Source organism: Pseudomonas sp. IT-P395 (genome assembly GCF_949767675.1).
Classification (GTDB): Bacteria; Pseudomonadota; Gammaproteobacteria; order Pseudomonadales; family Pseudomonadaceae; genus Aquipseudomonas.
In genome coordinates this window covers 214,103-240,870 of sequence record NZ_CATKPW010000061.1, presented here as the reverse complement: position 1 = coordinate 240,870, position 26,768 = coordinate 214,103, and the positions used below count along the sequence as shown (strand labels likewise).

The 26,768-nt window shown below is 59.8% G+C and carries 23 protein-coding genes; 9 read left to right on the top strand and 14 right to left on the bottom strand.

From position 1 onward, the window contains the following. Nucleotides 1-68 precede the first annotated feature (68 nt). Nucleotides 69-992 carry a carbon-nitrogen hydrolase family protein gene (locus ACM6IN_RS29045; protein WP_414917205.1) on the top strand — a complete coding sequence of 308 codons (924 nt, stop codon included), beginning with the start codon at nucleotides 69-71 and terminating at the stop codon, nucleotides 990-992. Nucleotides 993-1,127: 135 nt separating this feature from the next. On the opposite strand, the gene ACM6IN_RS29040 is transcribed toward ACM6IN_RS29045, so the two are convergent. The 4 genes from ACM6IN_RS29040 to ACM6IN_RS29025 form a co-directional block, all read right to left on the bottom strand. Continuing rightward, nucleotides 1,128-1,673, bottom strand: a complete 546-nt coding sequence (locus ACM6IN_RS29040; RefSeq protein WP_414917204.1) for a GNAT family N-acetyltransferase — start codon at nucleotides 1,671-1,673, stop codon at nucleotides 1,128-1,130. Between the two features lie 53 nt (nucleotides 1,674-1,726). Then, nucleotides 1,727-2,200, bottom strand: a complete 474-nt coding sequence (locus ACM6IN_RS29035; RefSeq protein WP_414917203.1) for an LEA type 2 family protein — start codon at nucleotides 2,198-2,200, stop codon at nucleotides 1,727-1,729. 67 nt (nucleotides 2,201-2,267) lie between these two features. Then, a complete protein-coding gene (locus ACM6IN_RS29030; protein ID WP_414917202.1) occupies nucleotides 2,268-3,734 on the bottom strand; it encodes a nucleobase:cation symporter-2 family protein in 1,467 nt (488 codons plus the stop codon). A gap of 217 nt (nucleotides 3,735-3,951) precedes the next feature. Further along, on the bottom strand, nucleotides 3,952-4,845 hold the full coding sequence (locus ACM6IN_RS29025) for a LysR family transcriptional regulator (protein ID WP_414917201.1): 894 nt from the start codon (nucleotides 4,843-4,845) through the stop codon (nucleotides 3,952-3,954). Nucleotides 4,846-4,944: 99 nt separating this feature from the next. Between ACM6IN_RS29025 and ACM6IN_RS29020 the strand changes: the two genes are divergently transcribed. Together ACM6IN_RS29020 and speB are read left to right on the top strand one after the other, a co-directional pair. Next, nucleotides 4,945-6,036 (top strand): polyamine ABC transporter substrate-binding protein, encoded by a 1,092-nt coding sequence (locus tag ACM6IN_RS29020; protein ID WP_414917200.1) that lies wholly within the window; start codon nucleotides 4,945-4,947, stop codon nucleotides 6,034-6,036. A 16-nt stretch (nucleotides 6,037-6,052) separates the two neighbouring features. Beyond that, complete coding sequence (speB, locus tag ACM6IN_RS29015) at nucleotides 6,053-7,012, top strand: agmatinase (protein WP_414917199.1); 960 nt, start codon at nucleotides 6,053-6,055, stop codon at nucleotides 7,010-7,012. Nucleotides 7,013-7,160: 148 nt separating this feature from the next. On the opposite strand, the gene ACM6IN_RS29010 is transcribed toward speB, so the two are convergent. Continuing rightward, nucleotides 7,161-8,213 carry an aldo/keto reductase gene (locus tag ACM6IN_RS29010; RefSeq protein ID WP_414917198.1) on the bottom strand — a complete coding sequence of 351 codons (1,053 nt, stop codon included), beginning with the start codon at nucleotides 8,211-8,213 and terminating at the stop codon, nucleotides 7,161-7,163. Between the two features lie 199 nt (nucleotides 8,214-8,412). Here ACM6IN_RS29010 and ACM6IN_RS29005 point away from each other — a divergent pair, with 199 nt between their 5' ends. From ACM6IN_RS29005 to ACM6IN_RS28985, 5 genes are all read left to right on the top strand, one after another. Continuing rightward, entirely contained in the window at nucleotides 8,413-9,129 is a 717-nt protein-coding gene (locus ACM6IN_RS29005; protein WP_007917394.1) for a helix-turn-helix transcriptional regulator, read from the top strand. A 53-nt stretch (nucleotides 9,130-9,182) separates the two neighbouring features. Next, a complete protein-coding gene (locus tag ACM6IN_RS29000) occupies nucleotides 9,183-9,524 on the top strand; it encodes a nuclear transport factor 2 family protein (RefSeq protein ID WP_007917392.1) in 342 nt (113 codons plus the stop codon). Between the two features lie 22 nt (nucleotides 9,525-9,546). Beyond that, nucleotides 9,547-10,662, top strand: a complete 1,116-nt coding sequence (zapE, locus tag ACM6IN_RS28995; RefSeq protein WP_007917390.1) for a cell division protein ZapE — start codon at nucleotides 9,547-9,549, stop codon at nucleotides 10,660-10,662. Nucleotides 10,663-10,679: 17 nt separating this feature from the next. Further along, nucleotides 10,680-11,276: a DinB family protein gene (locus tag ACM6IN_RS28990; RefSeq protein WP_414917197.1), complete on the top strand. Its 597-nt coding sequence runs from the start codon at nucleotides 10,680-10,682 to the stop codon at nucleotides 11,274-11,276. Between the two features lie 106 nt (nucleotides 11,277-11,382). Then, nucleotides 11,383-11,880: a GNAT family N-acetyltransferase gene (locus ACM6IN_RS28985; RefSeq protein ID WP_007913340.1), complete on the top strand. Its 498-nt coding sequence runs from the start codon at nucleotides 11,383-11,385 to the stop codon at nucleotides 11,878-11,880. A 361-nt stretch (nucleotides 11,881-12,241) separates the two neighbouring features. Here ACM6IN_RS28985 and ACM6IN_RS28980 read toward each other — a convergent pair whose 3' ends face one another. From ACM6IN_RS28980 to ACM6IN_RS28945, 8 genes are all read right to left on the bottom strand, one after another. Continuing rightward, entirely contained in the window at nucleotides 12,242-12,451 is a 210-nt protein-coding gene (locus ACM6IN_RS28980; protein ID WP_123375311.1) for a hypothetical protein, read from the bottom strand. 186 nt (nucleotides 12,452-12,637) lie between these two features. Then, nucleotides 12,638-14,866, bottom strand: a complete 2,229-nt coding sequence (locus ACM6IN_RS28975; RefSeq protein WP_414917196.1) for a TonB-dependent siderophore receptor — start codon at nucleotides 14,864-14,866, stop codon at nucleotides 12,638-12,640. Nucleotides 14,867-15,085: 219 nt separating this feature from the next. Next, nucleotides 15,086-15,352 carry a short-chain dehydrogenase gene (locus ACM6IN_RS28970; RefSeq protein WP_116030408.1) on the bottom strand — a complete coding sequence of 89 codons (267 nt, stop codon included), beginning with the start codon at nucleotides 15,350-15,352 and terminating at the stop codon, nucleotides 15,086-15,088. Continuing rightward, the gene (locus ACM6IN_RS28965; protein ID WP_414917195.1) at nucleotides 15,349-15,633 is read right to left on the bottom strand and encodes a DUF3077 domain-containing protein; all 285 of its coding nucleotides are present in this window, start codon (nucleotides 15,631-15,633) and stop codon (nucleotides 15,349-15,351) included. The genes ACM6IN_RS28970 and ACM6IN_RS28965 overlap by 4 nt, the downstream gene beginning before the upstream one ends. A 475-nt stretch (nucleotides 15,634-16,108) precedes the next feature. Further along, nucleotides 16,109-19,045: a hypothetical protein gene (locus ACM6IN_RS28960; RefSeq protein WP_414917194.1), complete on the bottom strand. Its 2,937-nt coding sequence runs from the start codon at nucleotides 19,043-19,045 to the stop codon at nucleotides 16,109-16,111. Between the two features lie 563 nt (nucleotides 19,046-19,608). Further along, the gene (locus ACM6IN_RS28955) at nucleotides 19,609-20,904 is read right to left on the bottom strand and encodes an OprD family porin (protein ID WP_414917193.1); all 1,296 of its coding nucleotides are present in this window, start codon (nucleotides 20,902-20,904) and stop codon (nucleotides 19,609-19,611) included. A 357-nt stretch (nucleotides 20,905-21,261) separates the two neighbouring features. Then, nucleotides 21,262-22,965: an amidase gene (locus ACM6IN_RS28950; RefSeq protein ID WP_414917192.1), complete on the bottom strand. Its 1,704-nt coding sequence runs from the start codon at nucleotides 22,963-22,965 to the stop codon at nucleotides 21,262-21,264. A 370-nt stretch (nucleotides 22,966-23,335) separates the two neighbouring features. Beyond that, nucleotides 23,336-24,718 (bottom strand): aspartate aminotransferase family protein, encoded by a 1,383-nt coding sequence (locus ACM6IN_RS28945; protein ID WP_414917191.1) that lies wholly within the window; start codon nucleotides 24,716-24,718, stop codon nucleotides 23,336-23,338. Nucleotides 24,719-24,875: 157 nt separating this feature from the next. Here ACM6IN_RS28945 and ACM6IN_RS28940 point away from each other — a divergent pair, with 157 nt between their 5' ends. Further along, entirely contained in the window at nucleotides 24,876-25,481 is a 606-nt protein-coding gene (locus ACM6IN_RS28940; RefSeq protein WP_414917190.1) for a TetR/AcrR family transcriptional regulator, read from the top strand. A gap of 9 nt (nucleotides 25,482-25,490) precedes the next feature. Here ACM6IN_RS28940 and ACM6IN_RS28935 read toward each other — a convergent pair whose 3' ends face one another. Then, on the bottom strand, nucleotides 25,491-26,768 hold the full coding sequence (locus ACM6IN_RS28935; RefSeq protein WP_414894295.1) for an OmpP1/FadL family transporter: 1,278 nt from the start codon (nucleotides 26,766-26,768) through the stop codon (nucleotides 25,491-25,493).

Genomic DNA, 26,768 nt, shown 5'->3' with positions numbered 1-26,768 from the left:
TGGGGCTTTATTCATGATCGCGTGGCGCCGCAGAATCGGCAACCACTGAACCTGAAGGAGTCCCCGTAATGGCCAAATCGATTGTTGCCGCGCTGCAAATCGGCGCATTGCCCGACGGCAAAGCTGCCACTCTGGAACAGATTTTGAGTTGGGAAGGCGCGATCAGCGAATCCGGCGCGGCGCTGGTAGTGATGCCGGAAGCGCTGCTGGGCGGTTATCCGAAAGGCGAGGGTTTCGGCACACAATTGGGTTATCGCCTGCCTGAGGGGCGTGAAGCCTACTCCCGTTATTTTGCCAATGCGATCGATGTGCCGGGGGCCGAGACGCAAGCGCTGGCCGGTCTGTCGGCGCGCACCGGGGCCAATCTGGTGATCGGCGTGATTGAACGCTCTGGCAGCACGCTGTATTGCACCGCGCTGTATTTCGACCCGCAGGACGGCCTCGTCGGAAAACACCGCAAACTGATGCCAACCGGCACCGAACGGTTGATCTGGGGCAAGGGCGACGGCTCGACGTTGCCGGTGTTCGACACCCAGGTGGGCAAGCTCGGCGCCGTGGTGTGCTGGGAAAACATGATGCCGCTGCTGCGCACGGCGATGTACGCCAAAGGCATTGAAGTGTGGTGTGCACCGACCGTGGACGAGCGTGAAATGTGGCAGGTCAGCATGCGTCACATCGCCCATGAAGGCCGCTGCTTTGTGGTCAGTGCGTGCCAGGTGCAGGCATCGCCTCAGGCGTTGGGTGTCGAGATTGCCAACTGGCCGGCGGATCGACCGTTGATTGCCGGCGGCAGCGTGATTGTCGGACCGATGGGCGACGTGCTGGCGGGGCCATTGCGCGGGGAGGCGGGCTTGCTCACGGCTGAAATCGACACCGATGAACTGGTGCGTGCGCGCTATGACTACGATGTGGTCGGCCACTATTCGCGGCCGGATGTGTTTGAGCTGTCAGTAGATGAACGCGCCAAACCCGGGGTGCGATTCAACACATAACCCACTGGCTGACACAAAACCTGTAGGAGTGAGCCTGCTCGCGATAGCAATCTGTCAGTTAACGATTATGGTATCTGGCAGACCGCTATCGCGAGCAGGCTCACTCCTACAATGGATCGGTGGTGTGTCTGGAAATCAGTGGCGTTGCTGCCATTCTTCGCGGGTGATTTCCCACAGCTCCCGAGGGAAACGCCCACCGACGAAATCGTCTTCATCGGTCCGAATCAAACGCATTCCCGCGCGCTCCGAGATTCTGCGTGAGCCGATGTTCGGCGCCGCTTTCGGCACGCGCATCAGCGGGCGTTGAAGCGCGTTGAACCAGTAATCGGTCACCACCGCACAGGCTTCAGTCATCAAGCCTTGACCTTGCCACGCCGGCGCCAGCCAGAAGCCGCGATGGTTGTCCGCCTGATCCATCAGGCTGATATTGCCGATCAACTGTTCGGGTGCGGCCTTGAGGCGAATCGTCCAATGCCACTCCTTGCCTGCCGCCACCGCTGGCAAGGCAATGTTGCGCAGATAGGCGAGGGCACCGTCCTCCGGATACGGCCATGGCACGGCCGCGTTCAGATAACGCACCACGTCCCAATGCGGAAATTCGCGCTGCACGGCTTCGGCATCGGCCAGTTGCAATGGGCGCAGGATCAGTCGTTCGGTGTACAGCGTCGGTATGTCTTCCATAAACCTGCAGCCTCCATGCGTGTCTTTCAGGAACGCAGCAGGCTAGCGCATTTTTACCAGTTAGCGGCAGTGGCCTTGGGCAGGCTGAGCTTGCCGCTGTCGACAAAGCGCATGGTGCCAAACAGACCGCCGGCAAGCTTGCCGCGCAGCACATAGGGCAGGTTATCGAGGGTTTGCGTCTGGCTCAGGCCAAGAGTCTGGCGCAGCACCGAGAACGCCGAGATGCTGACGGGGACTGTGACGATGGTTTCGGAAAAACGCGGGATCGAACCGCTCTGATCGCTCACGCCGGAGGCCAGCGAATGGCCGTTGACCTCCAGATCCAGCGCAATGCCGTTGTAGTCGATGGCCGTCTCATTGGGGTTCTGTACGCGAATCTTGATGGCGAAACGCACTTCCAGATCCTGGCTCGGCAACGGTTCGAGGCCGACCACGTTGATGTTCACCGGATCACGGTTGGGGAAAAGCGCACAGGCGCTGAGGGACAGCAGAAGCAGTGACAGCATGACGGCTTGGAAACGGCGCATAAACGGTCTCTCAACAAAAAAGGGCTGAACCGTCACCGGCTCAGCCCTCTCTATCAAAGGCCAGACGTTAGCGGTTCAAATGTGCGACAGCCGCCACCGGGGCAGGTTCACCTTTGGCCGGCATGTCCGGGTTTTCCATGACCTGAAGGATAGAAGCTTCCGGGTCGAAATCGTCTTCTTCCAGCTCGATGAATTCTTCTGGCAGAAAGATGTTCAGCACGATAGCGCACAACGCACCGACGGTGATCGGCGATTCGAAGATGTTGCGCAGCGCTTGCGGCAGTTCGCGCAACACTTCCGGCACAGCGGCGATGCCCAGGCCCATGCCCAGCGAAATCGCCACGATCAGCATGTTGCGCCGATGCAGGCCCGCCTCGGCAAGGATCTTGATGCCGGCCACCGCGACGGTGCCGAACATCACCAGTTCGGCGCCACCCAGTACCGGTTTCGGCATCAGTTGCAGCACCGCGCCGATCATCGGGAACAGCCCCAGCAGCACCAGCAAACCGGCGATGAAGAAGGCGACGTAGCGGCTGGCCACACCGGTGAGTTGAATCACGCCGTTGTTTTGCGCGAAGGTCACCATCGGCATGCTGTTGAACACCGCCGCCATGGCCGAGTTGAGGCCGTCGGCGAGCAGGCCGGACTTGATTCGGCGGATGTACAGCGGGCCTTTGACCGGTTGCCGCGAGATCATCGAGTTGGCGGTCAGATCACCGGCAGCTTCCAGCGGCGACACGAGGAAAATCACCGCCACCGGCACGAACGCCACCCAGTCAAAGTTGAAACCGTACTTGAACGGCACCGGTACGCTGACCAGCGGCACCTCGGGCATCGAGGCGAAATCCACCGTGCCCATCAGCCACGCAACCACATAGCCCAGCGTCAGGCCGATAACGATCGCGCCCAGGCGCAGAAACGGCACGTCGACGCGGTTCAGCACGACGATGGTGCCGATCACCAGCGCTGCCAGAAAGATATGGCTGGCCGCCCCCAGATCCGGCGCGCCGAAACCGCCGGCAATGTCGGTCATGGCCACTTTGATCAGCGACAGGCCCATCAGCGTGATGATGGTGCCGGTGACCACCGGGGTGATCAGCATGCGCAGTTTGCCGATGAACTGGCTCAGCACCACTTCGATGAAGGCTGCGAAAAAGCACACGCCGAAGATCGTCGAGAGAATTTCATCGGTGCCACCACCGCGCGCCTTGACCATGAACCCGGCACTGAGAATCACGCTGATAAAGGAAAAACTGGTGCCTTGCAGGCACAACAATCCCGAACCGACCGGGCCGAAGCGCTTGGCCTGGACGAAGGTGCCGAGGCCGGAAACGAACAGCGCCATGCTGATCAGGTAGGGGATTTCACTGTGCAGACCGAGGGCGCCGCCCATGATCAAAGTCGGAGTGATGATGCCGACGAAGCTCGCCAGCACGTGTTGCAGCGCGGCAAACACGGTGGCAGTCAGGTGCGGGCGGTCGTTGAGACCATAGATCAGGTCGTTGTTGCGCGGGGCTTTTTCAGAGGCGGTCATGGTGTTTTGCGCGCCGCGAGGCGGGGCCGGGTCAGAAAATGGAGGCGCAGGATGCCGGAAGAGGGCGGCGAGGGCAACGAGCAATAACTGCCTGAAAGGTCAGGTTTTATTGGCCGCTAGCGGTAGACGGCTGTGTAGGAGCTGTCGAGTGAAACGAGGCTGCGATCTTTTAAGATCAAAAGATCGCAGCCTGCGGCAGCTCCTACAGCGAGATGTATCAGGAGAAGGCTGCGAGCAGATCTTCTTCAAACGCCTTTTGCGCATCCCCCGGCACCTGTGCCCGATGCCGGGCCAGATGAAACGCCACCTCGAAACTCAACTCGCCCTCGCGGATTGGCCGCAGCAGGCCCTTGGCTTGCCAACTGCGCGCATAGTGATCCGGCAGATAGCCGACATGGTTACCCGACAGAATAAAGGTCAGCGTACCTTCAACCTGCTCCGACCGCGCCGAGCAGACCTTGCCCTGAAACGGTTCGTCACTGCGCAAAAACCGATAGGGGTGATCGACTCGGTCACAGGCCTGCAAGGCTGCATCACTCGGCGCTGCATCGGTAAACAACGGATGGCCGGCAGCACAGTACAAATGCTGGGTTTCGCTAAACAACTGGCGATAGTCGAAGGCACTTTGCACTTGCGAAAAATAACCGATCGCCAGATCCAGTCGCTGTTGCAACAGCAGGCGTTCCATTTCGCCGGGCATGGCACTGATCAATTCGATGCGTACAGATTCATCACGCTCGCGAAAGCGGCGGATCGCCACCGCCACCCGCTGCAACACCGACTGATCGACCGACTCGGAGATCCCCAAGCGCACTTCGCCGATCAAACGCCCGGCGACGCCGTTGGATTGATGGCGGAAGGTTTCAATCGATTCAAACAACGTGCGCACAGCAATCAGCAACTGCTCGCCCTTGGGCGTGACGCTGAAACCGCCCTTGCCGCGACTGCAAAGACGATAGCCGAGACGGGTTTCCAGTTTGGCCATTTGCTGACTGATGCTTGACTGACTCAGGCCCAGATCACCTTGAGCCGCGCTGAAACCACCGCACTCGACCACCCGCACAAACAGGCGCAACAGTTGCAAATCGACGTCGTGCAGTTGACCCAACATCACATTACTCCGGAATAAAGTCAGGATAATTATTCGGCTATTTTTCTAATGTATCGGACCGCGCATCCTGCAACCACTTCCTCCGGTCAGGTGTTCGTCATGGCTCCCGTGTTCAAGCTGTGTTTCCCCGCGCTGCTGTTGTCCGTGGCTCTTCAGGCGCAGGCCGAGGACAAAACGCTAAATCTCTACAGCTGGGCCGATTACGTGCCACCGCACACCCTGCAACGGTTCGAGCAGGAAACCGGTATCCATGTGCGTTACGACACCTTCGACACCTCCGAGGTGCTGGAGACCAAGTTGCTCACCGGTGGTAGCGGCTATGACGTGGTGGTGCCGTCGTCCAGCGTTCTGGCGCGAGGACTCGCGGCGGGTGCGCTGAAAGAAATCCCCCACGACGGCCTCAAGGGCTACGCCAATCTTGATCCGGACCTGCTGGAAAAAATGTCCGCCGTCGACCCCGGCAATCGCTACGGCGTGCCGTACACCTGGGGCACCTTGGGTCTGGGGATGAACGTTGAGGCGGTGAAGCAGCGCTTGCCCGATGTGCCGCTCAACAGCCTCGATCTGCTGTTCAAACCCGAGAACGCCAGCAAGCTGAAAGACTGCGGCATCGCGATCCTCGATTCGCCGCAGGAGGTCATTGGTCTGGCCCTGCATTACCTGGGTAAAGATCCCTACAGCACGGACAAGAACGATCTGGCCGCCGCCGAAGCGTTGTTGCACAAACTCCAACCGTCGGTGCTCTACGTCGCCACTGGCCGGCAGATCAATGACCTGGCCAGCGGCAACGTGTGCCTTGCGCTGACCTACAACGGCGACGCAAGCATGGCCGCTGATCAGGCACACAAGGCCAATAAACCCTTCGAAGTGGCGTATCGCATTCCCAAAGAAGGCACGCTGGTGTGGCAAGACAATCTGGCCATCCCCAAAGACGCGCCGCACCCCGAAGCCGCGCGGGCGTTCATCGAATTCATGCTGCGGCCGGACTCGGTGGCCGAGCTGACCAACACGCTGTTTTTTGCCACCGCCAACCAGGCCGCTACGCCGCTGGTGGATGAAGCCGTGCGCAACGATCCCGACATCTACCCACCCAGCGAGGTGCGCGCGCGGCTGTATGCCGATCGCAGCATGAGCCTCAAGGACATGCGTCAGCGCACGCGTCTGTGGACCACTTTCCGTAGCCATCAATAACAACAGGAGCACCACGATGGATGTGCCCATGCAAAACGATCAGGCCCTGACCCGTGACAGCCTTTATGGCACCGCCGCCGAAAGCACCTACGCCGGCATCACCAGTTTCATGCGCCGGCGTTACAGCCGCGACCTGCGCGGCGTCGATGTCGCGGTCAGCGGCGTGCCGTTCGACACGGCCACCAGCAACCGCCCCGGCGCACGTTTCGGGCCACGGGGGATTCGCGCGGCTTCCACCGGGATTGCCTGGGAGCGCCACTGGCCGTGGACGTTTGACCCGTTCGATCATCTGGCGGTGATTGATTACGGCGACTGCAATTTCGATTACGGATCGCCACACACCGTCCCGGAAAGCATCGAAGCCCACGCCGAACAGATTCTCAACGCCGGCAGCGCCATGCTCACATTTGGTGGTGATCACTTCATCAGCTATCCGCTGCTCAAGGCCCATGCGCGCAAGCACGGCACGCTGTCGCTGATTCATTTCGATGCGCACAGCGACACCTGGCCGGATGAAGAGGGTAAACGCGTCGATCACGGCACCATGTTCTGGCACGCGGCGCGCGAAGGTCTGGTCGACCCGGCACGTTCGGTGCAGATCGGTTTGCGCACGACCAATGACGATCACATGGGTTTTCAGGTGCTGGACGCCCGGCAGGTGCATCGCCGTGGCTGCGAAGCGATTGTCGAAGCGATCCGCGCCCGGGTTGGCGATAACCCGGTGTACCTGACGTTCGACATTGATTGCCTGGATCCGGCGTTCGCTCCCGGCACCGGGACGCCAGTCTGCGGCGGTTTGAGCACCGTGCAAGCGCTGGAAATTCTCGGTGGTTTGCGCGGGATCAATCTGGTCGGCATGGACGTGGTGGAAGTTGCCCCGGCTTACGATCACGCCGACGTTACCTCACTGGCCGCCGCGACATTGGCCATGGAAATGCTCTGCCTCTACGCCGCCCGACACAAAGTCGATCTCTAAACCCGCCGGCAATGATCGTTCCCACGCTCTGCGTGGGAATGCAGCCTGGGACGCTCCGCGTCCCCTCCACGGCCGAACGCGGAGCGTCCGTTGAGGCATTCCCACGCGGGAGCGTGGGAACGATTATCCCGTGGAGACGCGAGCCGGTTCAGGCCACCGGGATGATCGGCAGGTCCAACGTTTGCGGGCCGGTAAAGCGCGGTGTGGCACTGGCGATCGTCTCGTGCGGGACACCGGCCGGCACGCTGCTGCTGTCTTGCAGCCGAGCCATGTGCTGTTCGCTCAGTTGCACCTCGAGTGCGCCGAGGGTGGCGTCGAGCTGTTCGCGGGTGCGCGAGCCGAGGATCGGAATCAGCGCGGTAGTCGAGCGTCGGGCTTTTTCGCGAAGCCAGGCGATGGCGACATGGGTTGGGCTGGCGTCGATTTCTTTGGCGACGGCCAGCAACGTATCGAGCAGGGCGGTTTCGCGGGCGCTTTTTTCCGCATGCACCAACATGCCGAGTTTGCTCGCACGGTTGTTGTCATCGCCGCCGCGATACTTGCCCGTGAGGAACCCGCCGGCCAACGGAGACCACAGCGTCGCTGCGAGTCCCAGCGCTTCAGCCATCGGCAACAGTTCGCGCTCGGCAGTGCGCTCGGCGAGGCTGTACTCAACCTGAATCGCTGCAATCGGTGCGAAGCCACGCAGTTCCGCCAGTACATCGGCGCGGGAAACGCGCCATGCCGGGAAGTTCGACAGGCCGGCATAGTGAATCTTGCCGGCGCGCACCAGGTCATCAAAACCACGCAGGATTTCTTCCATGGGCGTCACGCCATCGGTCACGTGGGCCCAGAACAGATCGATGTGATCGGTGTTCAGACGCTTGAGGCTTTCCTCAACCGCGCGAACCATGTTTTTCCGGCTGTTGCCGGTGTGGGAAATGCCGTCGGCCGGAGTCGTGCCCATGCTGTATTTGGTGGCAATCACCAGGCGATCACGCTCCGGGGCGATGAATTCACTGAGCATCGATTCCGACTGTCCGCCCTGATAACCATTGGCGGTATCAATGAAATTGCCGCCGGCATCGAGGAAGCCATCAAAGATACGCTTGGCTTCGTCACGTTCGGCGCCGTGACCCCAGCCGGTGCCAAAATTGCCGGCGCCCAGTGCCAATTCAGAAACACGCAGGCCGGTTTTGCGACCAAAAACCTTGTAATGCATGGCGATGCCCTCGATAGAAAATTGTCTGCTTGAAACATTATGCTCGAAATATTTGGCCAATATGATGTTGATAATATTCAGTGTCAAGACGTTTGCCGCTCAGCGGTCATGCCCGCCATTAGCGTCTTCCGGCTCCTGCCATTTTCTGACACCAGCCTCTGCTAAGCTGCGACCACTTTCCCAGTTGAGCCTGACCATCGTGTCGCGTACCACTCGTCTTTTGACTTTGCTGCAAGTGCTGCGCGGCAAAAAGCGCCCGGTGACGGCGGCAACGCTGGCCGCCGAGCTGGAAGTGTCCGAGCGCACGCTCTATCGCGATATTGCTGAGCTGACCGCCCTCGGCGCGCCGATCCATGGTGAAGCCGGGATCGGTTATGTGCTGCGCAGCGGCCTGTTTTTGCCGCCGCTGATGCTCAACGCCGACGAGACCGAAGCCATCGTCCTCGGCTTGCGTTATGTCGATCAGCGCGGTGATGAAGTTCTCGGCAAAGCAGCGGCGGATGCGCTGGCGAAAATTGCCGCAGTGCTCGATCCGCAAGCGCAGGAAGCGCTGCGTAATCCCACCGTGATGCCGGGCCCGCCGGGTTATGGTTTTCCACAAAACGCCGTGCCGTTGAACGTGTTCCGCCACGCTATCCGCGATCAGGCCAAACTGCACATCGATTACGCCGACGCGCAACAGGTGCCCAGTCAGCGGCTGATCTGGCCCTTGGCGCTGGGCTTCCTCAATGAGGTGCGGATCATCGTCGCGTGGTGCGAATTGCGCAGCGCCTACCGCACTTTTCGCACCGACCGCATCAGCGCCGCTAGCCGCCAGGGCGACAGTTATCCGGGGCGGCGCAGCGACCTGTTACGCACCTGGCGCGAGCAGATGCAGCTGGACGAAAGTGGGCGCTTCACTCCTGACAAAAACTGACGCAGCGCTGATTTAGGATGGTCGCAGAACCAAACAAAAAAGGAGCTGCAACCATGTCACATCCTGTCTCTACACTGGCCCCGGCGATCGCTGCGTATATCGATGCGGCCAACGCACGCGACACCTCGCGGGTCGGCAGTTTTTTTGCCGAGGATGCCAACGTGTTCGACGAGGGCCAGCATCAGGTCGGCCCGCAAGCCATCGCGCAATGGATGCAAGACACCGGGCAACGCTATCAGCCGCGGGTCGAAGTGCTCGACGTCCAGCAGCGCACCGGCAAGGTACTGGTGCACGGGCTGATTTCCGGGACATTCCCCGGCAGCCCGGCCCAGTTGCGCTATACGTTTCGCTTGAACGAACAGGGCAAAATCGCCCGCCTGGATATTTCCCTGTAAGCATCGTGGCATACTGCCGCGCATGACTTTCGACACTCCCCTCAGCGCCTGGCAACACGCCGTTCAACACAAGGGCTTTGTCCAGGACGAAGCCCAGGAACACGCGGTCTGGGCGCTGCAAAAATGCCATGAAGCCCTGCACGCCGGTGCCCGTTCGGTCACCGGCGTTTACTTGTGGGGGCCGGTCGGGCGCGGCAAGACCTGGCTGATGGATCAGTTCTATCAGAGCCTGCGCGTACCGGCGCGACGCCAACACTTTCATCACTTCATGGGCTGGGTGCATCAGCGCTCGTTCCAGTTGACCGGGATTGCCGATCCGTTGCGCGCGCTGGCCAAAGAGCTGGCGGCGGAGGTGCGGGTGCTGTGCTTCGATGAGCTGTTCGTCAACGACATCGGCGACGCGATCATTCTCGGTCGGCTGTTTCAGGTGATGTTCGACGAAGGCGTGGTCATCGTTTGCACCTCCAATCTGCCGCCGGATGATCTGTACGCCGATGGCTTCAACCGCGATCGCTTCGTACCGGCAATTGCCGCGATCAAGGCGCATATGCAGGTGGTGGCGGTGAATGGCGCCGAGGATCACCGCTTGCATCCAGGGGCCGGCCTGCAACGCTACTTTGTGATCACGTCGCCGGTCAGCGCGCTGGACGAAGTCTTTCAGGCGTTGACCGCCGGACAGCCAGCCAGCACCGAACCCGTGTCGGTCGGTCATCGTCAGTTGAACGTCGTGCAGGCCAGCGAATCGGTGTTGTGGTGTCGCTATGCGGATCTTTGCGAGCAGCCGTTCGCCGCCATGGATTTCATCGCGCTGTGCGATCGCTACACGGCTATTCTGTTGAGCGAGGTGCCGAACCTCAGCGCACAGAAACGTGAAGGGCGCATCGCGCGCGGCACCGAAGATGGCGCGCAGCGGGTGGTGGCCGGTGATCGCGAGCTGCCGCAATTGTCGGTTCACGATGACGGTGTGCGGCGTTTCATCGCGCTGGTCGACGAGTGCTATGACCGTAAAGTGCCGCTGTACATCGAGGCGCAAGTACCAATGGACGCGCTGTACACCGAGGGTTATCTGGAATTCCCGTTCCGCCGCACTCTCAGTCGCTTGCAGGAAATGCAACTGCAGCGCTTTGCCGAAACGTGAGTGAAGAGGGCGCCGACATGAGCCAACCGCTTTCCCATCATTTGCTGACCATGGCCTACCAGAATGCTTGGGCCAATCATCGTCTGGCCAAGGCCTGGTGCCAGCTCGGTGCGGCAGATCTGGCCGCCCCCAGGGCGAGTTTCTTCCCGAGCATTCGTCTGACTCTCAATCACATCCTCACCTGCGACTGGTTCTACGTCGATGCACTGGAACGCGAGCTGCGCGGGGCTGAGCCGCATCCCGACTGCTATGTGTTTTTCAATGCGGACGAGCCATTTACCGACGGCCCGCAACTGCGCGATGAGCAGGCGCATGTTGATCGACGGCTGATTGCCTATTGCGAGCAACTGCGCGATGACGATCTGGCCCGGATTGTCACCATTGCCCGCGACACGCCGCAGCACGACAGCCGTTTGCGCATGCTGTCGCACCTGTTTGAACACCAGATTCATCACCGAGGCCAGGTGCATGCGATGCTCAGCGACACAGTGGTCAAGCCGCCGCAACTGGATGAGTTTTTCTGTGCCGGCGAGAGCGGCCTGCGCGCCGAAGACTTCGCCGAACTGGGCTGGACTGAAGAGTTGATCTGGGGCCGCGATCGGACGATCTTTTGATCTTTTGCATTTGCGGGTTGCCCGCTCGATCACCCCCGCGCTAAGGTCAGACAGCCTTTCAGTGCGCACTTTGCGCGCCGGGGCTTTTGTGTGTTCGGGGATGGAAATGGATTCCGCAGAGATTCTTGTGCTTCAAGCCAGCTACAGCAATCCAACGCACGCCGAGGCCATCGGTATCGTGCTCAATCATTACGCAGAAGACCCGATGGGCGGCGGTCATTCGCTCGACCCTGACCTGTTGCGTCGGCTCCCCGAAGAGCTGGCCCGACGCCCGCATGCGTTCAGCGTGCTGGCCTTTGTCGGGGGCGAGCCGGCGGGGCTGGTGAACTGCTTTGAAGGGTTCTCCACGTTTGCCTGCAAACCGTTGGTCAATGTCCATGACGTGGCGGTGGTGGGCAAATTCCGCGGCCTCGGTCTGAGTCAGAAAATGCTGCAGAAAGTCGAGGAGATCTCTCGCCAGCGCGGTTGCTGCAAAATCACCCTTGAAGTGCTGGAGGGCAACGCTGTGGCCCAGGGGTCTTACCGCAAGTTCGGCTTCGCGCCGGGCATGTTCGACCCGGATCATGGGCAGATGCTGTTCTGGATCAAAAACCTCCAAGCCTAGAAGCCCCTAACCCTAACCCTAACCCTAACCCTAACCCTAACCCTCCCGAAACGTCGGACCGCCCAGAGGGCGAGGGGACTGACCGAGGTGTTTGGGCAAGGTACGCCGACCTGAAACATCGAGCCAAACGTAGGTTTTGAAAAGCATGAAAATCGGCTCCCTTTCCCCCTCGCCCCTTTGGGGAGAGGGCTGGGGTGAGGGGGGATCTTGCTGACCCAACCCAATCTGCGAACTCGCGACAGCATAAGGTCGAACACCCCGCTCAATGCCCATAAAAAAAGGCGCCCCAATCAGGGCGCCAAACTGTCTTCTTCCGGGCCAGAGCGGAGCCACGGAAGGTCCATCGGTTGCTCGGTCAATCTCAGTCGCGATAGGACTCGGTCACTTGCGCCGTCTGGTCGGCGGGAACGCGAATTTCTTTCGCGTTGGCGTCGCTCTGCTGCGCGCTCTGGGCGTGGTGAACCGGGAAGTTATCGTAGTAATAACGCATACGCTCAGCGCCGCCCTCGGCAAAGACGCTGGCAGAACCCAGGGCAAACAGCCCGGCAAGGATTACGGTAGTGATTTTCATGGTGCCTCCTACTGAACAAGTGGGAGCCGTTCGTCCATGAAGCAGATCTCGGAAGAGAGTCTGGGTGGCGTGAATTAACACCGGGTTAACGCCCGTTCAGTGTAGGTTTTGCAGCATGTTGCGGGGCGGTATCAGACAGACGCGGCGCACATCAAGCGTAGGTGCGCTGCGCCCGATAGGCGGGGGTCAGAGCTTCCAGTCGAGACTCAGGGTGACGGTGCGCGGGTCACCCCAGTACACACCGTTATAGAAGCCGACGTTGTCGTAATACTTCTTGTCGAACAGGTTGTTGACGTTCAGCGACGCCGACAGGTGTCGATCAAACGCATAGCGCGACATCAGGTTGACCACGGTGTAGGCGCTCTGGTTGATGCGTGCCTCCTGAGTGTCGCCGCCGACCGGTCGGCTCGACGTGCCATACACATCGCTCTGCCAGTTCACCGCACCGCCTACGGTCAGCGCCTGCCATTCGCCCGGTAAACGGTACGCGGTGGAGACGCGCAGCAGATTCATCGGCTCACTGGTGTTGGTGCGCTCGCTGTCGCCGTCGACCGAGTGGGTATAGGTGTAACCGGCGGTCATGTTCCAGCCCTGAAGGATTTCCCCGGACACTTCAGCTTCAAAGCCGTTGACCTTGTTGCCCTTGCCGCCGGATTTGTAGAACTGCTCACGGGTCACCGGATCCGCCGGTACCGAGTTATCGAGTTCGGCGACGTTGTCCTGCTTGCTCCAGAACAGCGCCGTGGACAGGTTCAGGCGTTCCTCGAGCAAACTGCCCTTGACGCCCACTTCATAGTTTTTGCCGACAACGGGGTCGATGTATTTGCGGTTCTTGTCGCGGTTGCCCTGGGGTTTGAAGATGTCGGTGTAACTCACGTATGCCGTGTACTCCGGGGTCAAGTCGTACAGCAGGCCGGCGTAAGGCGTCCAGACGTCGTTCTGTTTCTGGCTGGTGTAATCGACCTTGGTCAGTTGCCGGCTGGCGTCGTAACGGTTGCTGGTGCTGGACGCTTCCCAGCTGCCGTATCGGCTGCCGAGCACGGCGTGCAGATCATCAGCCAGGCTCAGGCGCGTGGCGATGTAGCCGGCTTTCTGCCGGGTATCGTCCTTGGAGCCGGTGAGGTCGGTGACGGTGTCGCTGAATTTGGCGATATCACCCATGTACTTCCAGTCGCGGATTTTTCCGTAATCGCTGGGTTGTGCGCCGGCAATGGTGTACGGCGAGTTCGAGCGGCGTTCGGCCTCGCCATAGCCGAACATCATTTCGTGCTCACGGCCGAGCAGCGAGTAGGGGCCGGAGACATTGAAGTCATACGCCTGCATTTTCTGCGTGCCGATCATGTGCGAGGTGTAAGCGAGCATGCCGCTGCGGTCGGCCTCGGGGAAACCGCCACCGCCGTAATACACCTTGCCGTCGCTCGCGCTGTCGCGGTGGGTGTACGCAGCTTTCAGGCGCCAGCCGCCGGCCAGTTGCTGATCGAGGGTGGCAAACGCGGTTTTGTCCTGCAGCGGCCAGGAACTCCACGACGTCGCCATGTTGGTCGAGCGCCCCAGACCGGCCTTGCTGCCATCGGCATTCCAGTAGGGCACGGTGCCCCAGGACGAGCCTTGCACATGTTTGTTCTGATAGTCGTAACCGACCGCCAGCACGGTAGAGTCGGTCAGGTCGGCTTCGAGCACGCCATAACCGACCTCCCGCTGTAGCGCGTATTTGTCTTTGATCGACTGGTTGTCGCGATAGGCCAACACCGTGCGCCCGCGCAAGCGTCCGTCGAACGCCAGCGGCCCGCCGACATCGACGTAGCTGTAATAATTGTCATAGCTGCCACCACTGACCCCGGCCAGCGCCTGCCACTGCGCGGTCGGACGCTTGCGCACCATGTTGATCGTCGCCGACGGATCACCCGCACCCGTGGTCAGCCCGGTGGCACCGCGCACCACCTCGATACGGTCGTAAATGATGGTGTCGGAGTCGGACTTCATGCGATCGAAGGTGTTGAGCATCCCGTCAATCTGGAAGTTGTTGATCGCATAACCACGCGATGAATAGCTGACCCGATCCGAATCCAGATGCTGCACCACCACACCGGTGGTCTGGCGCATGGCCTCGGACAATGTACCGAGCTTGAAATCATCCATCTGCTGCCGGGTGATCACCGACACCGATTGCGGGGTTTCCTTGATCGACAGGTTCAGGCGCGTCGCCGTGCTCATGGCGCCGGTGGTATAGGACTCGGTGTTCTCGGTGGTGGTGCCCAGGCCTTGCGCACTGACATTCGTCGCGGCCAGTTCAAGCGCTGCGTCAGTGGGCTGCGGCGGTTTTTCGGCATCGGTTTCAGCCAGCAAATCAGCGCTGAACGCAGCGCTGCACAGGCCAAGGGTGAGGGTCATGGAACGGGTAATGGGCGCGAACATCGCAGCCGACTCCTTGTCTTCGAGGGAAAAATTTCGTTTGTTCAGAGACGAAGGGTGGGGCCGGGATTTAGTATCAAACGAGAAATATTGTTATTTGAAAAGTGTTTCAGAGGTTTGACTCGACCTCGCTGAAAAAGCACATGATCGCAGCCTTCGGCAGCTCCTGCACCGATCTCAGTAGGAGCTGCCGAAGGCTGCGATCATTTGATCTTGCCGTTATCAGACGCGCAAACGAATCTGCCGGCCCAACACATCCATCACGTCACAGCCATCACGCAGCAACATCGCCGCCGCATGGGCCAGTTGCTGCACATCAGCACCTTTGGCGGACGAGATATCCAGGCTGGCCAGACTTTCCATCATCTGCGTTACTGCGAGAAAACGACTGGCCGCGCTGCTGTGCAAGACATCCAGCGGGGCTTCAGTCGAGATCAATAAAACCGGGATGCGGTCCTCGTTGTGAGTCATCGAAATGTGCGAACTCATGCTTCACCTCCGGCCTGCGCGGCATGCAAACCGGCGACGGAAGCCAGCACCAGTGCGCGGCCGGTGCTGAGCATTTGCTGACTGGCCCAGTGCAGTGAACCGCTGTGTTCCGGGCGGGTAGCGGTGGGGGCTTGGTGGGCGAGGGCTTCGGCACAGTTTAGGTAAACGGAGGCGTGTTCGAGGGCGTCGAGGAGGGGGATGTCGGGTTGGACGGTGAAGAGGTGGTGGGCGACGTGGTCGCAGGGGGCGAAGGGTGTGGATTTTGTGGTTGGATCGGTCATCGGTGTAGCTCCTTAGTCATCAAGAGCTGCCACCAGATCGCCGTCAAACGAATGGGTGGCAACTGTGTGCAGGTTGACGGACCGGTCTAAGGTACCCGGCGCACCCGAAAGTGCCCCGCACACAGTCACCATTTAGCTTTGTTTCGAGCACGCGAGCGCGCCAGCAAAGTTGGAGAACAATGCACACCTTAAAACCGCCGAGCCGTCAAACCCGATCACGAATGAGTCGTGACAGGGCGCGAGGATAGGGAGTGAGGGCAGGGCAGTCAACAGCTGCATATTCCCGGAGTTTGCCGATATTCCTTGCAGGCGCAAAGCTACACGCGGTGACAATCTGCCAGTTTCTTCCGGCGCTAAAGATCGCAGCCTGCGGGAGCTTCCTAAACTAAATTGTTTAGGAGTTTTCGCAGGCTACGATCGTTGATCAAAGGTTTAGATGCTGTGGTCTAGCCTCGTTTACTTCTCCATTGTTGGGCTAGTTAAACCATTTTAATTCACCAATATAAACAATCGGAATGGGTGATAATTCGTCCTCGGTCCAGATTTCGAAAAAATTGAACCGCCTGCCTGTTGGTGCCTCGTAATTAAATGGCTCATAGGAGACTGTGTACGGAAGACTGAGTTCCTCTATGAGTATTTCTCGATCATAGAAGCGAATTTTGTGGCTGGACGATTTTACAGTATTAAGAGTTATTGTAATATTGGTGACAGAGTCTTCTGCTAACTTGAATCTTGTCCTGCACATTTTATAAATACCCAATCCCATTACAGGCGGGGAGGTAGACCGTATATGAATGAAAGTTCCTTGAATATACTCGATGATAGGGGTGATTTCCAACCCACTTTTAAATTTTGTAACCACGTTTAAGGGAAGCTTTCTTGCAGGTTCATCATCCCAGTTTTCAAATCCTCCCACTTGGGAATTGCGTATTGTCAATTTCGACTCTGGAAAACTGACCGCATTACTTGCATTGGATAACTTGTCATAGTTCAACTTGAACGAAATTTTTAACTCAGTCTCATCCTTAAGTTCCCGTAACCAGGCAACCTGTGCTGCCATCACTAACCCCTCTGCCTGTTGATGCGCCTCACCTGCGCGGAACACCTCTACTACGGGGTTACCGTTCTTGTCAGTTCCGTTGTAACTAAGCCAGATGCACTGGCCCACAGCCTGCAACATCCATTTTTCAATCCGCAGTTGCGCACCTTCCTCCAGCCGTGTCACATCCAGCTCATCGCCCACCGCACCATCAATGCTTGGCGTCGGTAAGTTCTTGTCACCATCAGCAATCGGCAACACAGTCAGGATTAACTCGTCCGAGTCTTGCGGCACACCATTGCGAATGACGGTGTAAATCACCTTGACCGTTTTACCCAAGTTGAATGCAACCAGCGAATTGGGCAGGGGGATCTCCATATCCTGCTGCGCGGTCACATTTACCGGACCCTCCGTTTTGCTGCCCTCTCCCGGCGTACCTGTCCACGTCACGCTCACCTGAGTACCGATCATGTCCGGATAAGCCCGGACAACAGCAGTCAATGTGTCTTTGGCGGCGATGGGTTGCAGAATGTTATTGGGGGCCTCTTTGATCTCGGGATCTTTAAGATCGAGTGCCACCCCGATCCGCAGTTTCAACTCCCGCGAATGCCCCAGCGTTTCTCCCCCTCGCTCAATCTTGTAATCCGCCGTCACCGTGCCGTTACGATTGGCAGTCACGTATGCCTTGCCCACCGTGAACTTCACCGGTTTGCCTACTGTGGCCGGGATCATGTCCAGATAATCGCTGGTGCTGCCGCCGCTGGCCGAGCCGCGCCAGTAGTAGGTCACACGGTCTTTGTCCTGGGTGCCGAGGAAGGGCATGACCAGTGTTGCGCCGGTCGGCGGCACCTTGTCCGGATCCAGCACGTCATTGGCGTCTGCTCCTTCGACTTCCGGGCGATCAAAGGTCGGCATTGGCACGCCTACCTGCATCATGAACGGCAGCGATTCGCGCACGCTGAGCAGCAGGTTGTCTCTGTTGGTGACGACGTAGTAAACCTTGACGCTCAAGCCATCGAAACGCTGAATTTCGGTTTTGCTTACGTTACGCAGAACGGGCTCGCCTTCCGCTACGTTGCCGACCTGGCGCGGATCCTCGTAGTAAACGGTATCGCCGCCAGGCGCCTGCGCTTCCCAGATCACGTTCAGCAGATCACTGCCGTTGCGACCGACGTACCACGGCGCACTCACCGTCGCCCACGTCGTGTCGACTGGCAACGTCCCGTCCGGTGCCTCGACGACGCTAGGCGCGGCCAGTCGGCTGATATCGCCCACGACGCTGACGCCGGTGTTTTTCGAGGGACGGTCGGACTCATTCTCGCGGCGCCGGACAAAACCCACCGACGCACTGCCCTTGGCGATGGCGCGTACGGCTTCGTTGGGGATGATAAAGTCGAGCTGAAAGGGCACGAACTCCACGGTTTTCGATAACGGGCCGACGATGATTTGCGGGCCTTGCGCGGGGGTGCCGGTCCAGGTCAGGACGACTTCATCGTTCACGGCAAAGTCTTTAGCCGTCGTGTACACGCGAACGATGACGTCGTCGTCACCCAGTGTTTCAAGGTCCACGCGATCGGTCGGCTGGCCTTTGACCAGCACCAGTGGCGAGTCCAGTCGATCACCGTTCATGTCCACCAGCACCGACTGCAGGGCTGACCATGGCGCGCGCTCGTCCGGGTAGTTGCCGCAGCGGTCGACGACCTGAAACGCCACCGCCACCGCGGAGCCATCGCCGGCGGCCTTGATCAGGTCGTAATCGAAAGTGATGTAGATGGGGTTTTTCACCGGATCCGCCGCTTGTTCCGGGGTGACCAGATGCATCACTTGCTGGCTGCCCCAGCGGGCGTGGATGCGGTCGTAGCGGGTCAGGTGGCGGTAGAGAACGATGCGCATCGTCACCACGTCGGTTTCCGAAAATTTCTGGTCGACTTCATAGCGGTCGAGGGAAAAATTCAGGTCGGAGTGGCCGTCATCACCGGGGATGTCGTCATATCCGCCGGGGCGGGTCAGTTTGACCAGCAGCTTCAAGCGGGGTCTGGATTCTTCGCCGGGATGGTTCTTGCCGGAAATCTTGTAGTAAACGTTGGTGGCGTCACCGTCGAGCACAGAATCCTTGGTCAGGGTGAAGATCACATCGCGATTGAGTTCGGAAGCATGTTGAATGGTCTTGCTCCACACCTCCTGCGTAGCGTTGTTCCAAAAAACATCGACCCGGTCGCCGATCTCCATGGAGAGCCAGGCAGGCACAGTGCCTTGCAAGCCGTTTTCCACCGCACGAATGGGGATGCCGCCATCGTAGTCTTCCGCTGGGGCGAGCGGGTTCAGGGCGGGGAAGTAGAGGGGCTTCAGGGCATCCGGTGTTGGGTTGGACATGGTGGCGAGCTCCGTTCGGTGAGGTAACGGCGTGATTGAAAGCGCATTGCTGGGGTTGCGCACCTGTCAGATCTGACAGGTGCGGGCTGGAATCCGACGGATGGTAATGTTGGGAGAGGTCGAGTCGAACTGAAAAAACCTTAGAGATTGATCGTTCCCACGCACAGCAAAGGAATGCAGCCCGGGACGCTCCGCGTCCATCCCAAAGCCGAACGCGGAGCGTCCGTTGAGGCATTCCCTCGCGGGAGCGTGGGAACGATCATAGAGGCCCGCTACTGCGGCACATCCAGATTATCCATCACCCGATTCACCGCAAGCTCACCGAGCATGATCAACTGCGCGATCCCCAAAGCACACAAGCCGGCGGATTCTGGCGTAGCTGTAGGCAATGGCGCAGGATGTGTAGCCTCAAAGACGTGTCTGCAGGTGTCTTTTAATCAGCGGAGTTTAAAAGGCATAGGATCGGGCAACCGGCTGGGTGCAAACATGGTTTGTCCCTGTAAACCCAGTGTGTGACCGACACTCACACAATTGAATCATTCCATGAAGGTTGACGTGTTGAGTCAGAAGCCCAGCGGGTACTGGATTACGACATAGATCCGGTCGATATCATCACCTGCCTGCGCCTCGTTGGCCCGGTGCGAGACATGCGATACCTGCACCGACAGATCCTTTGCCGCGCCCGACTGCACGACGTACTTCAAATCGATATCGCGCTCCCAATGCTTGCCGCCATCGCCTTGCTGCGGCTGGTAGTTTCCGCCGTCAGGGTCGAACGGATTGTAGGAGCCGCCCTTTGGCGCGTGGGTGCCGTCGATGTGGCTGCCGCTGACGTAGCGGGTCATGAAGTTCAGGCCGGGGATGCCGAAGGCGCCGAGGTCGAGGTCGTAGCGCGCCTGCCAGGAGCGTTCGTTGGCGCCGTTGAAATCGGCGTATTTGATCGAGTTGGCGAGGTAGATCGAGTCGCCACCGACGAAGTCGAACGGCGTGTCGCCATTGATCCGTTGCCAGCCGAGCATCACCGCGTGGGGGCCGAAGGTGTATTTGCCGGACAGGCTGAACGCGGTGTTGTCGATCGCGCCGGCCAGTGCTCGACCGGTATCGCGGGTGTGGTAGAGGTTGGCGTCGAGAAGTACGCCCGATTGCTTGAAGTGCAGATTGCCGTAGTACTGGTGCCATGTGTCGCTGAGTTCCGAGGCATACAACGCACCGCCTACTGGACTGTCGGTGAACAGATCGGCGCCGAGAAAGCTGATCCCACCGGCCTCGGTATTGGCGCCATAGCCGTAGAAATCGCCTTTGCCGGATGAGCTGTCCTGATTCTTGAACGCGGTGAAATGCCCGGCCACCAGATTAAGGTGATCGAACTCGGCGCTGTTGAGCAGAAAACCGGTGGCGTACTCCGGTTGCAAGCGTTTGTCGGAAGTGTCGAACACCGGGGTTTCGACGGTCATTTCACCGAAGGCGAGGGTGGTGCGCGAGGTTTTCAGCTTGAGTGCGCCGCCCGCGCTGGAGTAGTCATTTTCGCTGCGACCTTCGCTGTCGACCGGCAGCAGACCGGTCCCGGAATGCCCTTTGCCACCGTCCAGTTTCAGCCCGGCGAAGGCGTGGGCATCGATGCCGAAACCGATCGTTCCAGGTGTGAAACCGGATGAGAAAGTGCCGATAACGCCTTGAGCCCATTCTTGTTTGTAGTTTTTGCCGGAGGGTGAGGGCGAGCGATAGTCGTTGCTCAGGTAGAAGTTACGGGTGAGCACTTCGCTTTTGGCATCGTCGAAAAAACCGCTGGCGTGGGCGGTTGAGTTCAGACCGCAGAGCAGCGCGAGGAGGGTGAGGCGTGAAGAGGCGCGGTCGATCATGGTCGGTGGCCAGCGGCAATGAAGATGGCATGAATGATCGAGGGATTGCGGGGAGGGGGATTGAGCGGATGTGCTGAATTGCTGTGGCTGTCAGGTCATGAGGTTGTGAATGCGCTGACGCCATCGCTGGCAAGCCAGCTCCCACAGGGATCTATGGTGTACCCACCGATCTTGGCATCACACAAAAAATGTGGGAGCGAGCTTGCTCCTACAGGGATTTGGGTCGAATGTGGATTTTGTGACTGGAGCTGAAATCTGTGGGAGCTGGCTTGCCAGCGATGGCGGCGTGTCAGTCAAGTTTATCCAGGCTGACACACCGCTATCGCGAGCAGGCTCGCTCCTACAGTTTTAAGCGCGTTACGCAAGCGGCGGCGTACGTGGCGGGATCTGGCGTTTGCTGCCGGTCGATTCAAACGCTGCAGCCAGGCGCAGCAGGTTCGAGTCGTCGTAGGCGCGGCCGGCGAAGGTCAGACCGACCGGCATGCCGATGTCGGCCATCACGCCCATCGGCACGGTCACGGTCGGTACGCCGAGGTGGCGGATTGCAAGGTTGCCGTTGGCCACCCAGATACCGTTGCTCCAGGCAATGTCGGCCGACTCAGGGTTTACATCGGCGTCCGCCGGGCCGACATCAGCAACCGTCGGGAACAGCACGGCGTCGAGGCCCAGTGTGTCCATCCAGTCTTCGAGGTCGATGCGCCGAGTCTGTTCGAGACCGCGCAGGCCGTCGGGTACGGTGGGGATTTCATTCCACGGCGTGATGCCGCGCTCGGCCATGCGCACGTATTCGTCCATGCCGGCAGCCAGATCGCCTTCACGGTTGGGCAGGGTGCCCGGGTCGTGCGGGAAGATTTTCGGCCCGTCGACGTCGACCAGACAATTGAGTTTCGGGTCGCCGTTGGCTTGCAGGAAGTCGTCGAACGCCCAAGCGGTCAGATCCCATAACTCATGGTGAAGGAACTCTTTCGAGACCAGGCCACGGGTGAACACGGTTGGCGCGCCGGGCCGATCGCCTTCGCAGTTGGAGACCAGCGGGAAATCGGTTTCGATGACTTCGGCACCGGCAGCTTCGAGTGCCTGACGCGCCTGCTTCCACAAGTCGATCACCGACTCACGGGTAGTGATGCGCTGGCCGGTCGGGCCACCGATGCCCGGTGCTTCGCTGGTGCCGGCTTCAGGGTCGGCATTGATGAACATGCGCGGTACCGCGAAACGTTTGCCGGCCAGCGCTTTGGCGTCGGCGGCCAGATCGGCGTAAGCGGCGGGGCGCACCTCGCTGACGCTGGGGATCGGCACCCACGGTTGCAGGCGCCAGAGGTCGCCACGGGTGTCTGGGTCTTCGGCGACGACTATGTCGAGGACTTCGAGCAGGTCGGCCATGGTCCGCGCGTAAGGCACGACCACGTCCATGGTCGGCGTCAGCGGCCAGTTGCCGCGCACCGAGATCACCCCGCGCGACGGCGTGTAGGCGCACAAGCCATTGTTCGACGCCGGGCCACGCCCGCTCGACCAGGTTTCTTCCGCCAGACCGAATGCAGCGAAACTCGCAGCAGTGGCGGTGCCGGCACCGTTCGACGAGCCGGAGGCAAACGGCGCGGTCAGGTAATCGGCGTTGTAAGGACTTTCAGCGCGACCGTAGACGCCGCGTTGCATGCCGCCATTGGCCATCGGTGGCATGTTGGTCTTGCCCAGGCAAATTGCCCCGGCCGCGCGCAGGCGTTCGATGGTAAAGGCATCGCGATAGGCGACCAGATCGGCGAAGGCCGGGCTGCCGGACGCGGCGGTCAGGCCCTTGACCAGATAGCTGTCCTTGGCGGTGTAAGGAATGCCGTCCAGCGGGCCGAGGGTTTCGCCTTTGGCGCGACGGGCATCGGAGGCCTGTGCTTCGTTCAACGCTTCAGGGTTGCGCACGACTACGGCATTCAACGCCGTTGCTGTGTCGGCACCGTCGTAGGCGTCGATACGGGCCAGATAGGCCTGGACCAGCTCGACTGCGGTGGTCTGCCCGGACTCAAGGGCGGCACGCAGTTGGGCAATGGAAACCTCGGTGACTTCGATCATGCGCTCACCGCTGTTTGAATTTGGGTGTTTATCCTGGAATGGGTGTTCATATCGGTTCTCGTTGCACAGCTATAAGCGACAAGGTTAAGACTGGCGCCTATTTAACACCAAGCAGCGTGCGGAGTAATCGGCGGGATTGATCTCTTGCCTGTTTTCAACCCGACCGACGCCATCGCGAGCAGGCTCACTCCTACAGGGGGCTGCGGGGTATGCAGAATTCGTGTCTGCTGTAGATCCATGTGGGAGCTGGCTTGCCAGCGATGGGGCCAGCCCATTCGATAATGAAGTGTCTGAACTATCGCCATCGCTGGCAAGCCAGCTCCCACAGGGATTTGTTGCGTTCCCAGAAGACAGGTACGTCCTCAGACGATCACAGCACCCCGTACTCCCGCGCCGTCCGATCCACCGCAATCCGCGTCTTGTCGATCAGCTCATCCAGCTCCGCACGCGTGGCGACCAGCGCCGGCGCCATGATCATCCGCCCCAATGTCGACCGAATGATCACCCCCTCCTCAAAACCAATCGTACGGCAACGCCAGGCGATATCGTTTTCATTGGCAAAACGCTTGCGCGTCGCTTTGTCCTCAGCGAATTGCAACGCCGCCACCAGACCAACCCCCTGAATCTCACCCACCAACGGGTGATTGCCAAACACTTCGCGCAGGCAGTTTTGCAGGTACGGGCCGGTGTCGGTTTTCACCTGAGTCACCACGCCTTCATCACGCAAGGCCTTGAGGTTGGCAATCGCCACGGCGGCCGCGACCGGGTGGCCGGAGTAGGTCAGGCCGTGGGCAAACACGCCGCCTTTCTCGACCAATGCTTCGGCCATGCGCCGCGACAGAATCAGGCCACCCATGGGGATGTAGCCGGAGGTCAGGCCTTTGGCGATCGACAGGGTGTCGGGCTCAAACCCGAATGTCTGATGCGCGAACCATTCACCGGTGCGGCCGAAACCGCCAATCACTTCGTCCGCACACAGCAACACGTCATATTGGCGGCAGATACGCTGGATCTCCGGCCAGTACGTCGCCGGCGGAATGATCATGCCGCCCGCACCCTGAAACGGTTCGGCGACGAACGCCGCCACCTTGTCGGCGCCCAGTTCGAGAATCTTCTCTTCCAGTTGCCGCGCCGCGCGCAAGCCAAATTCTTCCGGGCTGAGGTTGCCTTCATGGGCGAACCAGTAAGGCTCATCGATGTGCGCGACATCGGGAATGCTGCCGCCCATTTCGTGCATGAATTTCATCCCGCCCAGCGCCGTCGCAGCCAGGGTCGAGCCGTGGTAGCCATTCCAGCGGCCGATCATGATTTTCTTCTCGGGTTGGCCCATCACCTGCCAGAACTTGCGCACGGTGCGGATCAGCACTTCGTTGGCTTCGGAGCCGGAGTTGGTGTAGATCGCGTGGCTGTAGTGCTTGGGCAGCAGGCTGAAGAGCAGTTCGGAGAGCTCGATCACCGCCGGGTGAGTGGTGTGGAAGAACATGTTGTAGTAGGGCAGTTGTTCCAGCTGCGCGGTGGCGGCAGCGGCGAGATCCTTGCGCCCGTAACCGAGGTTGGTGCACCACAGGCCGGACATGCCGTCCAGGTAACGCTTGCCGTCGTTGTCCCACAACGCCAGCCGATCACCGCTGACCATCACCCTCGGGCCTTCCTCGTTGAGGGCCTTCTGATCGACGAACGCGTGGATGTGGTGAGCGGCGTCAGCGGCTTGGTAATCGCGGGTACTGCGGGTCGAATCGAATTCGGCGGACATGGCGGATCTCCAGAGCAAAGGGCAAGTGAGTGCGTTCGTCGCAGCGCTGCACGGACAAAGTTTTGTCATCTAAAAATATTTTTGTAAAGAAAATATTTGTCGGTGAAAAAATATCTCCGTAGGCTGAGAGCCATTGGCAAGGATCATCAGAGGCAACATGAGCGGACTCAGAGAGCGGCAGAAGGAACAGCGCCGGCAGGTGATTGCCGAGGCGGCGCTTGAGCTGTTCAAAAGCAATGGCTTTGCGGCGACCACGCTGGAGCAGATCGCGGTCCAGGCGGGCGTTTCCGCACCCACAGTGGTGAATTATTTCGGCGGCAAGCAGGAGATTCTGCTGGCCTTGCTCAAGCAACCCGACGAGCAAGCCATGCGCGAGGCGCGGGCCAATCTGGACGAGGACAGCGATCCCCTGGAGTCGCTGTGCGAGTTCGAAGGGTTGATGACCGATTACCAGCTACAGGCAATGCCGGCTTCGTTGTGGCGGGAACTGGCGCCGTTTCTACTGACCGGTGAGCTGGCCGAGGCGATGAGTCCATGGAACGCGGCCGTGATCGAAGAGACCAAAGCGCTGCTTTTGCATTTCCAGCAAGCGGGAAAAGTGCGCGAATCGATCGATCTTGACGTGGTGGCAACCCTGTTCAACCAATACGCGAACATGGCGTTCATTCGGTTGGCAACGCAGGAAATCCCGGACAGGGCCGCGCATGCCTTGCACATGCGCGGGGTTTTGAACCTGTTGTGTCACGGCATGCTGGAGCGCTGAGCGCCCCGATCAAAATCGCCACGTCACGCCACCGCCAACAATGTGCAGCGCGCTATTGGGATAACTCCCCGACAGCGTCTGCCCATTGCGTTTGGTCTGTTGCACATCCATGTCGCCCAGCCAGACCAGCGTGTAATTGAGGTTGAGGTCGGTGTCTTCGGCCAGTTTGTAGCTCAGCCCGGTCGCCAGCCGCCAGGTCTCGTTCATCGGGTTGTCGACGGTGCGATCCTTGTCCTTCACGGCGGAGCTGTCGTAACCCACGCCCATGTTCCAGCGCAGTTTCGGGCTGATCTGGTTCTGTGCGCCGATCGACAGGTGCCAGGTGTCCTGATACTTGCGGTCGACCGAACGTGAAACGTCGCCTGCCGCCGTATCCACCGACACGCCGATGTCGGCAAAGTCGCTCCAGTCCTGCCAGTTCACCGAACTCAACAGCGTCCACTGTTCGTTCAACTGATGGGCAATACTCAGGGTCGCGGTCTGCGGGATGTTCATGTCGATTTCCAGGTCGTCGACGTCCAGCCGAGACAGCGCCAGATTGAGCAGCGGATTGCGAATGCCATGCACGGAAGGTGAGTCCTTGAACTCAAGTTTGACCTTGCTGGTGTAAGCCAGGCCGACAGTGGTGCGTTCATTTAACTGATAGCGCAGGCCGAGGTTGATCCCGGTGCCGATGTCGGTGTCCTTGTACTGCAACTTGCCATCCTCCTGAAACGGTGTGCCCGGCAGGAAGGCGTTATTGTCGATGGCCATTTTTGTGTAGTAGTAGCCATAGACCAGACGCGGTCCGATGCCCATCGAAAGATCGTCGGTGATCTTGTAGGCGAAGGTCGGCTGCATCGAAATGCCGATCAATGTCGATTCCTGGCTGAAGTAGCGGCCGGCCCAGTCATCGTCGTATTTCACGCTCAGGCCGAAGTTGCCGTACATACCGAAGCCGATACTGGCGCGATCATTGAGCTCATGGCTGATAAAGAAACTGGTGCCCGGCAGGAGCGGCAGCGGATTGCCGCCCTCGTTGCCGGAAAAGTCGTTGTCACTGTCGCGATCAAAACCAAGGCCGCCGAATATGGCCTGGCCGGTCAGGCTGATTTGCGTGCCTTTGAGTGCAGCAATGCCGGCCGGGTTACTCATCAACACGCTCGGGTCAGTGGCCAACGCCGCCGAGCCGGCATTCGCCAGTCCCGCGCCTTCCTGACCCGCTTCATACAGATCAATACCGCCCGCCAGTGCCTGACCGCCAGTGCCTGCCAGCGCAAGAATGATCAGTGAGTGCGTCGACTTCAT

What these genes read in the sequence shown, in the direction of transcription:
- ACM6IN_RS29045 (WP_414917205.1), top strand. Translation starts at nt 69, where the DNA reads ATGGCCAAATCGATTGTTGCCGCGCTGCAAATCGGCGCATTGCCCGAC.
- ACM6IN_RS29040 (WP_414917204.1), bottom strand. Translation starts at nt 1,673, where the DNA reads ATGGAAGACATACCGACGCTGTACACCGAACGACTGATCCTGCGCCCA.
- ACM6IN_RS29035 (WP_414917203.1), bottom strand. Translation starts at nt 2,200, where the DNA reads ATGCGCCGTTTCCAAGCCGTCATGCTGTCACTGCTTCTGCTGTCCCTC.
- ACM6IN_RS29030 (WP_414917202.1), bottom strand. Translation starts at nt 3,734, where the DNA reads ATGACCGCCTCTGAAAAAGCCCCGCGCAACAACGACCTGATCTATGGT.
- ACM6IN_RS29025 (WP_414917201.1), bottom strand. Translation starts at nt 4,845, where the DNA reads ATGTTGGGTCAACTGCACGACGTCGATTTGCAACTGTTGCGCCTGTTT.
- ACM6IN_RS29020 (WP_414917200.1), top strand. Translation starts at nt 4,945, where the DNA reads ATGGCTCCCGTGTTCAAGCTGTGTTTCCCCGCGCTGCTGTTGTCCGTG.
- speB (WP_414917199.1), top strand. Translation starts at nt 6,053, where the DNA reads ATGGATGTGCCCATGCAAAACGATCAGGCCCTGACCCGTGACAGCCTT.
- ACM6IN_RS29010 (WP_414917198.1), bottom strand. Translation starts at nt 8,213, where the DNA reads ATGCATTACAAGGTTTTTGGTCGCAAAACCGGCCTGCGTGTTTCTGAA.
- ACM6IN_RS29000 (WP_007917392.1), top strand. Translation starts at nt 9,183, where the DNA reads ATGTCACATCCTGTCTCTACACTGGCCCCGGCGATCGCTGCGTATATC.
- zapE (WP_007917390.1), top strand. Translation starts at nt 9,547, where the DNA reads ATGACTTTCGACACTCCCCTCAGCGCCTGGCAACACGCCGTTCAACAC.
- ACM6IN_RS28990 (WP_414917197.1), top strand. Translation starts at nt 10,680, where the DNA reads ATGAGCCAACCGCTTTCCCATCATTTGCTGACCATGGCCTACCAGAAT.
- ACM6IN_RS28985 (WP_007913340.1), top strand. Translation starts at nt 11,383, where the DNA reads ATGGATTCCGCAGAGATTCTTGTGCTTCAAGCCAGCTACAGCAATCCA.
- ACM6IN_RS28980 (WP_123375311.1), bottom strand. Translation starts at nt 12,451, where the DNA reads ATGAAAATCACTACCGTAATCCTTGCCGGGCTGTTTGCCCTGGGTTCT.
- ACM6IN_RS28975 (WP_414917196.1), bottom strand. Translation starts at nt 14,866, where the DNA reads ATGTTCGCGCCCATTACCCGTTCCATGACCCTCACCCTTGGCCTGTGC.
- ACM6IN_RS28970 (WP_116030408.1), bottom strand. Translation starts at nt 15,352, where the DNA reads ATGAGTTCGCACATTTCGATGACTCACAACGAGGACCGCATCCCGGTT.
- ACM6IN_RS28965 (WP_414917195.1), bottom strand. Translation starts at nt 15,633, where the DNA reads ATGACCGATCCAACCACAAAATCCACACCCTTCGCCCCCTGCGACCAC.
- ACM6IN_RS28960 (WP_414917194.1), bottom strand. Translation starts at nt 19,045, where the DNA reads ATGTCCAACCCAACACCGGATGCCCTGAAGCCCCTCTACTTCCCCGCC.
- ACM6IN_RS28955 (WP_414917193.1), bottom strand. Translation starts at nt 20,904, where the DNA reads ATGATCGACCGCGCCTCTTCACGCCTCACCCTCCTCGCGCTGCTCTGC.
- ACM6IN_RS28950 (WP_414917192.1), bottom strand. Translation starts at nt 22,965, where the DNA reads ATGATCGAAGTCACCGAGGTTTCCATTGCCCAACTGCGTGCCGCCCTT.
- ACM6IN_RS28945 (WP_414917191.1), bottom strand. Translation starts at nt 24,718, where the DNA reads ATGTCCGCCGAATTCGATTCGACCCGCAGTACCCGCGATTACCAAGCC.
- ACM6IN_RS28940 (WP_414917190.1), top strand. Translation starts at nt 24,876, where the DNA reads ATGAGCGGACTCAGAGAGCGGCAGAAGGAACAGCGCCGGCAGGTGATT.
- ACM6IN_RS28935 (WP_414894295.1), bottom strand. Translation starts at nt 26,768, where the DNA reads ATGAAGTCGACGCACTCACTGATCATTCTTGCGCTGGCAGGCACTGGC.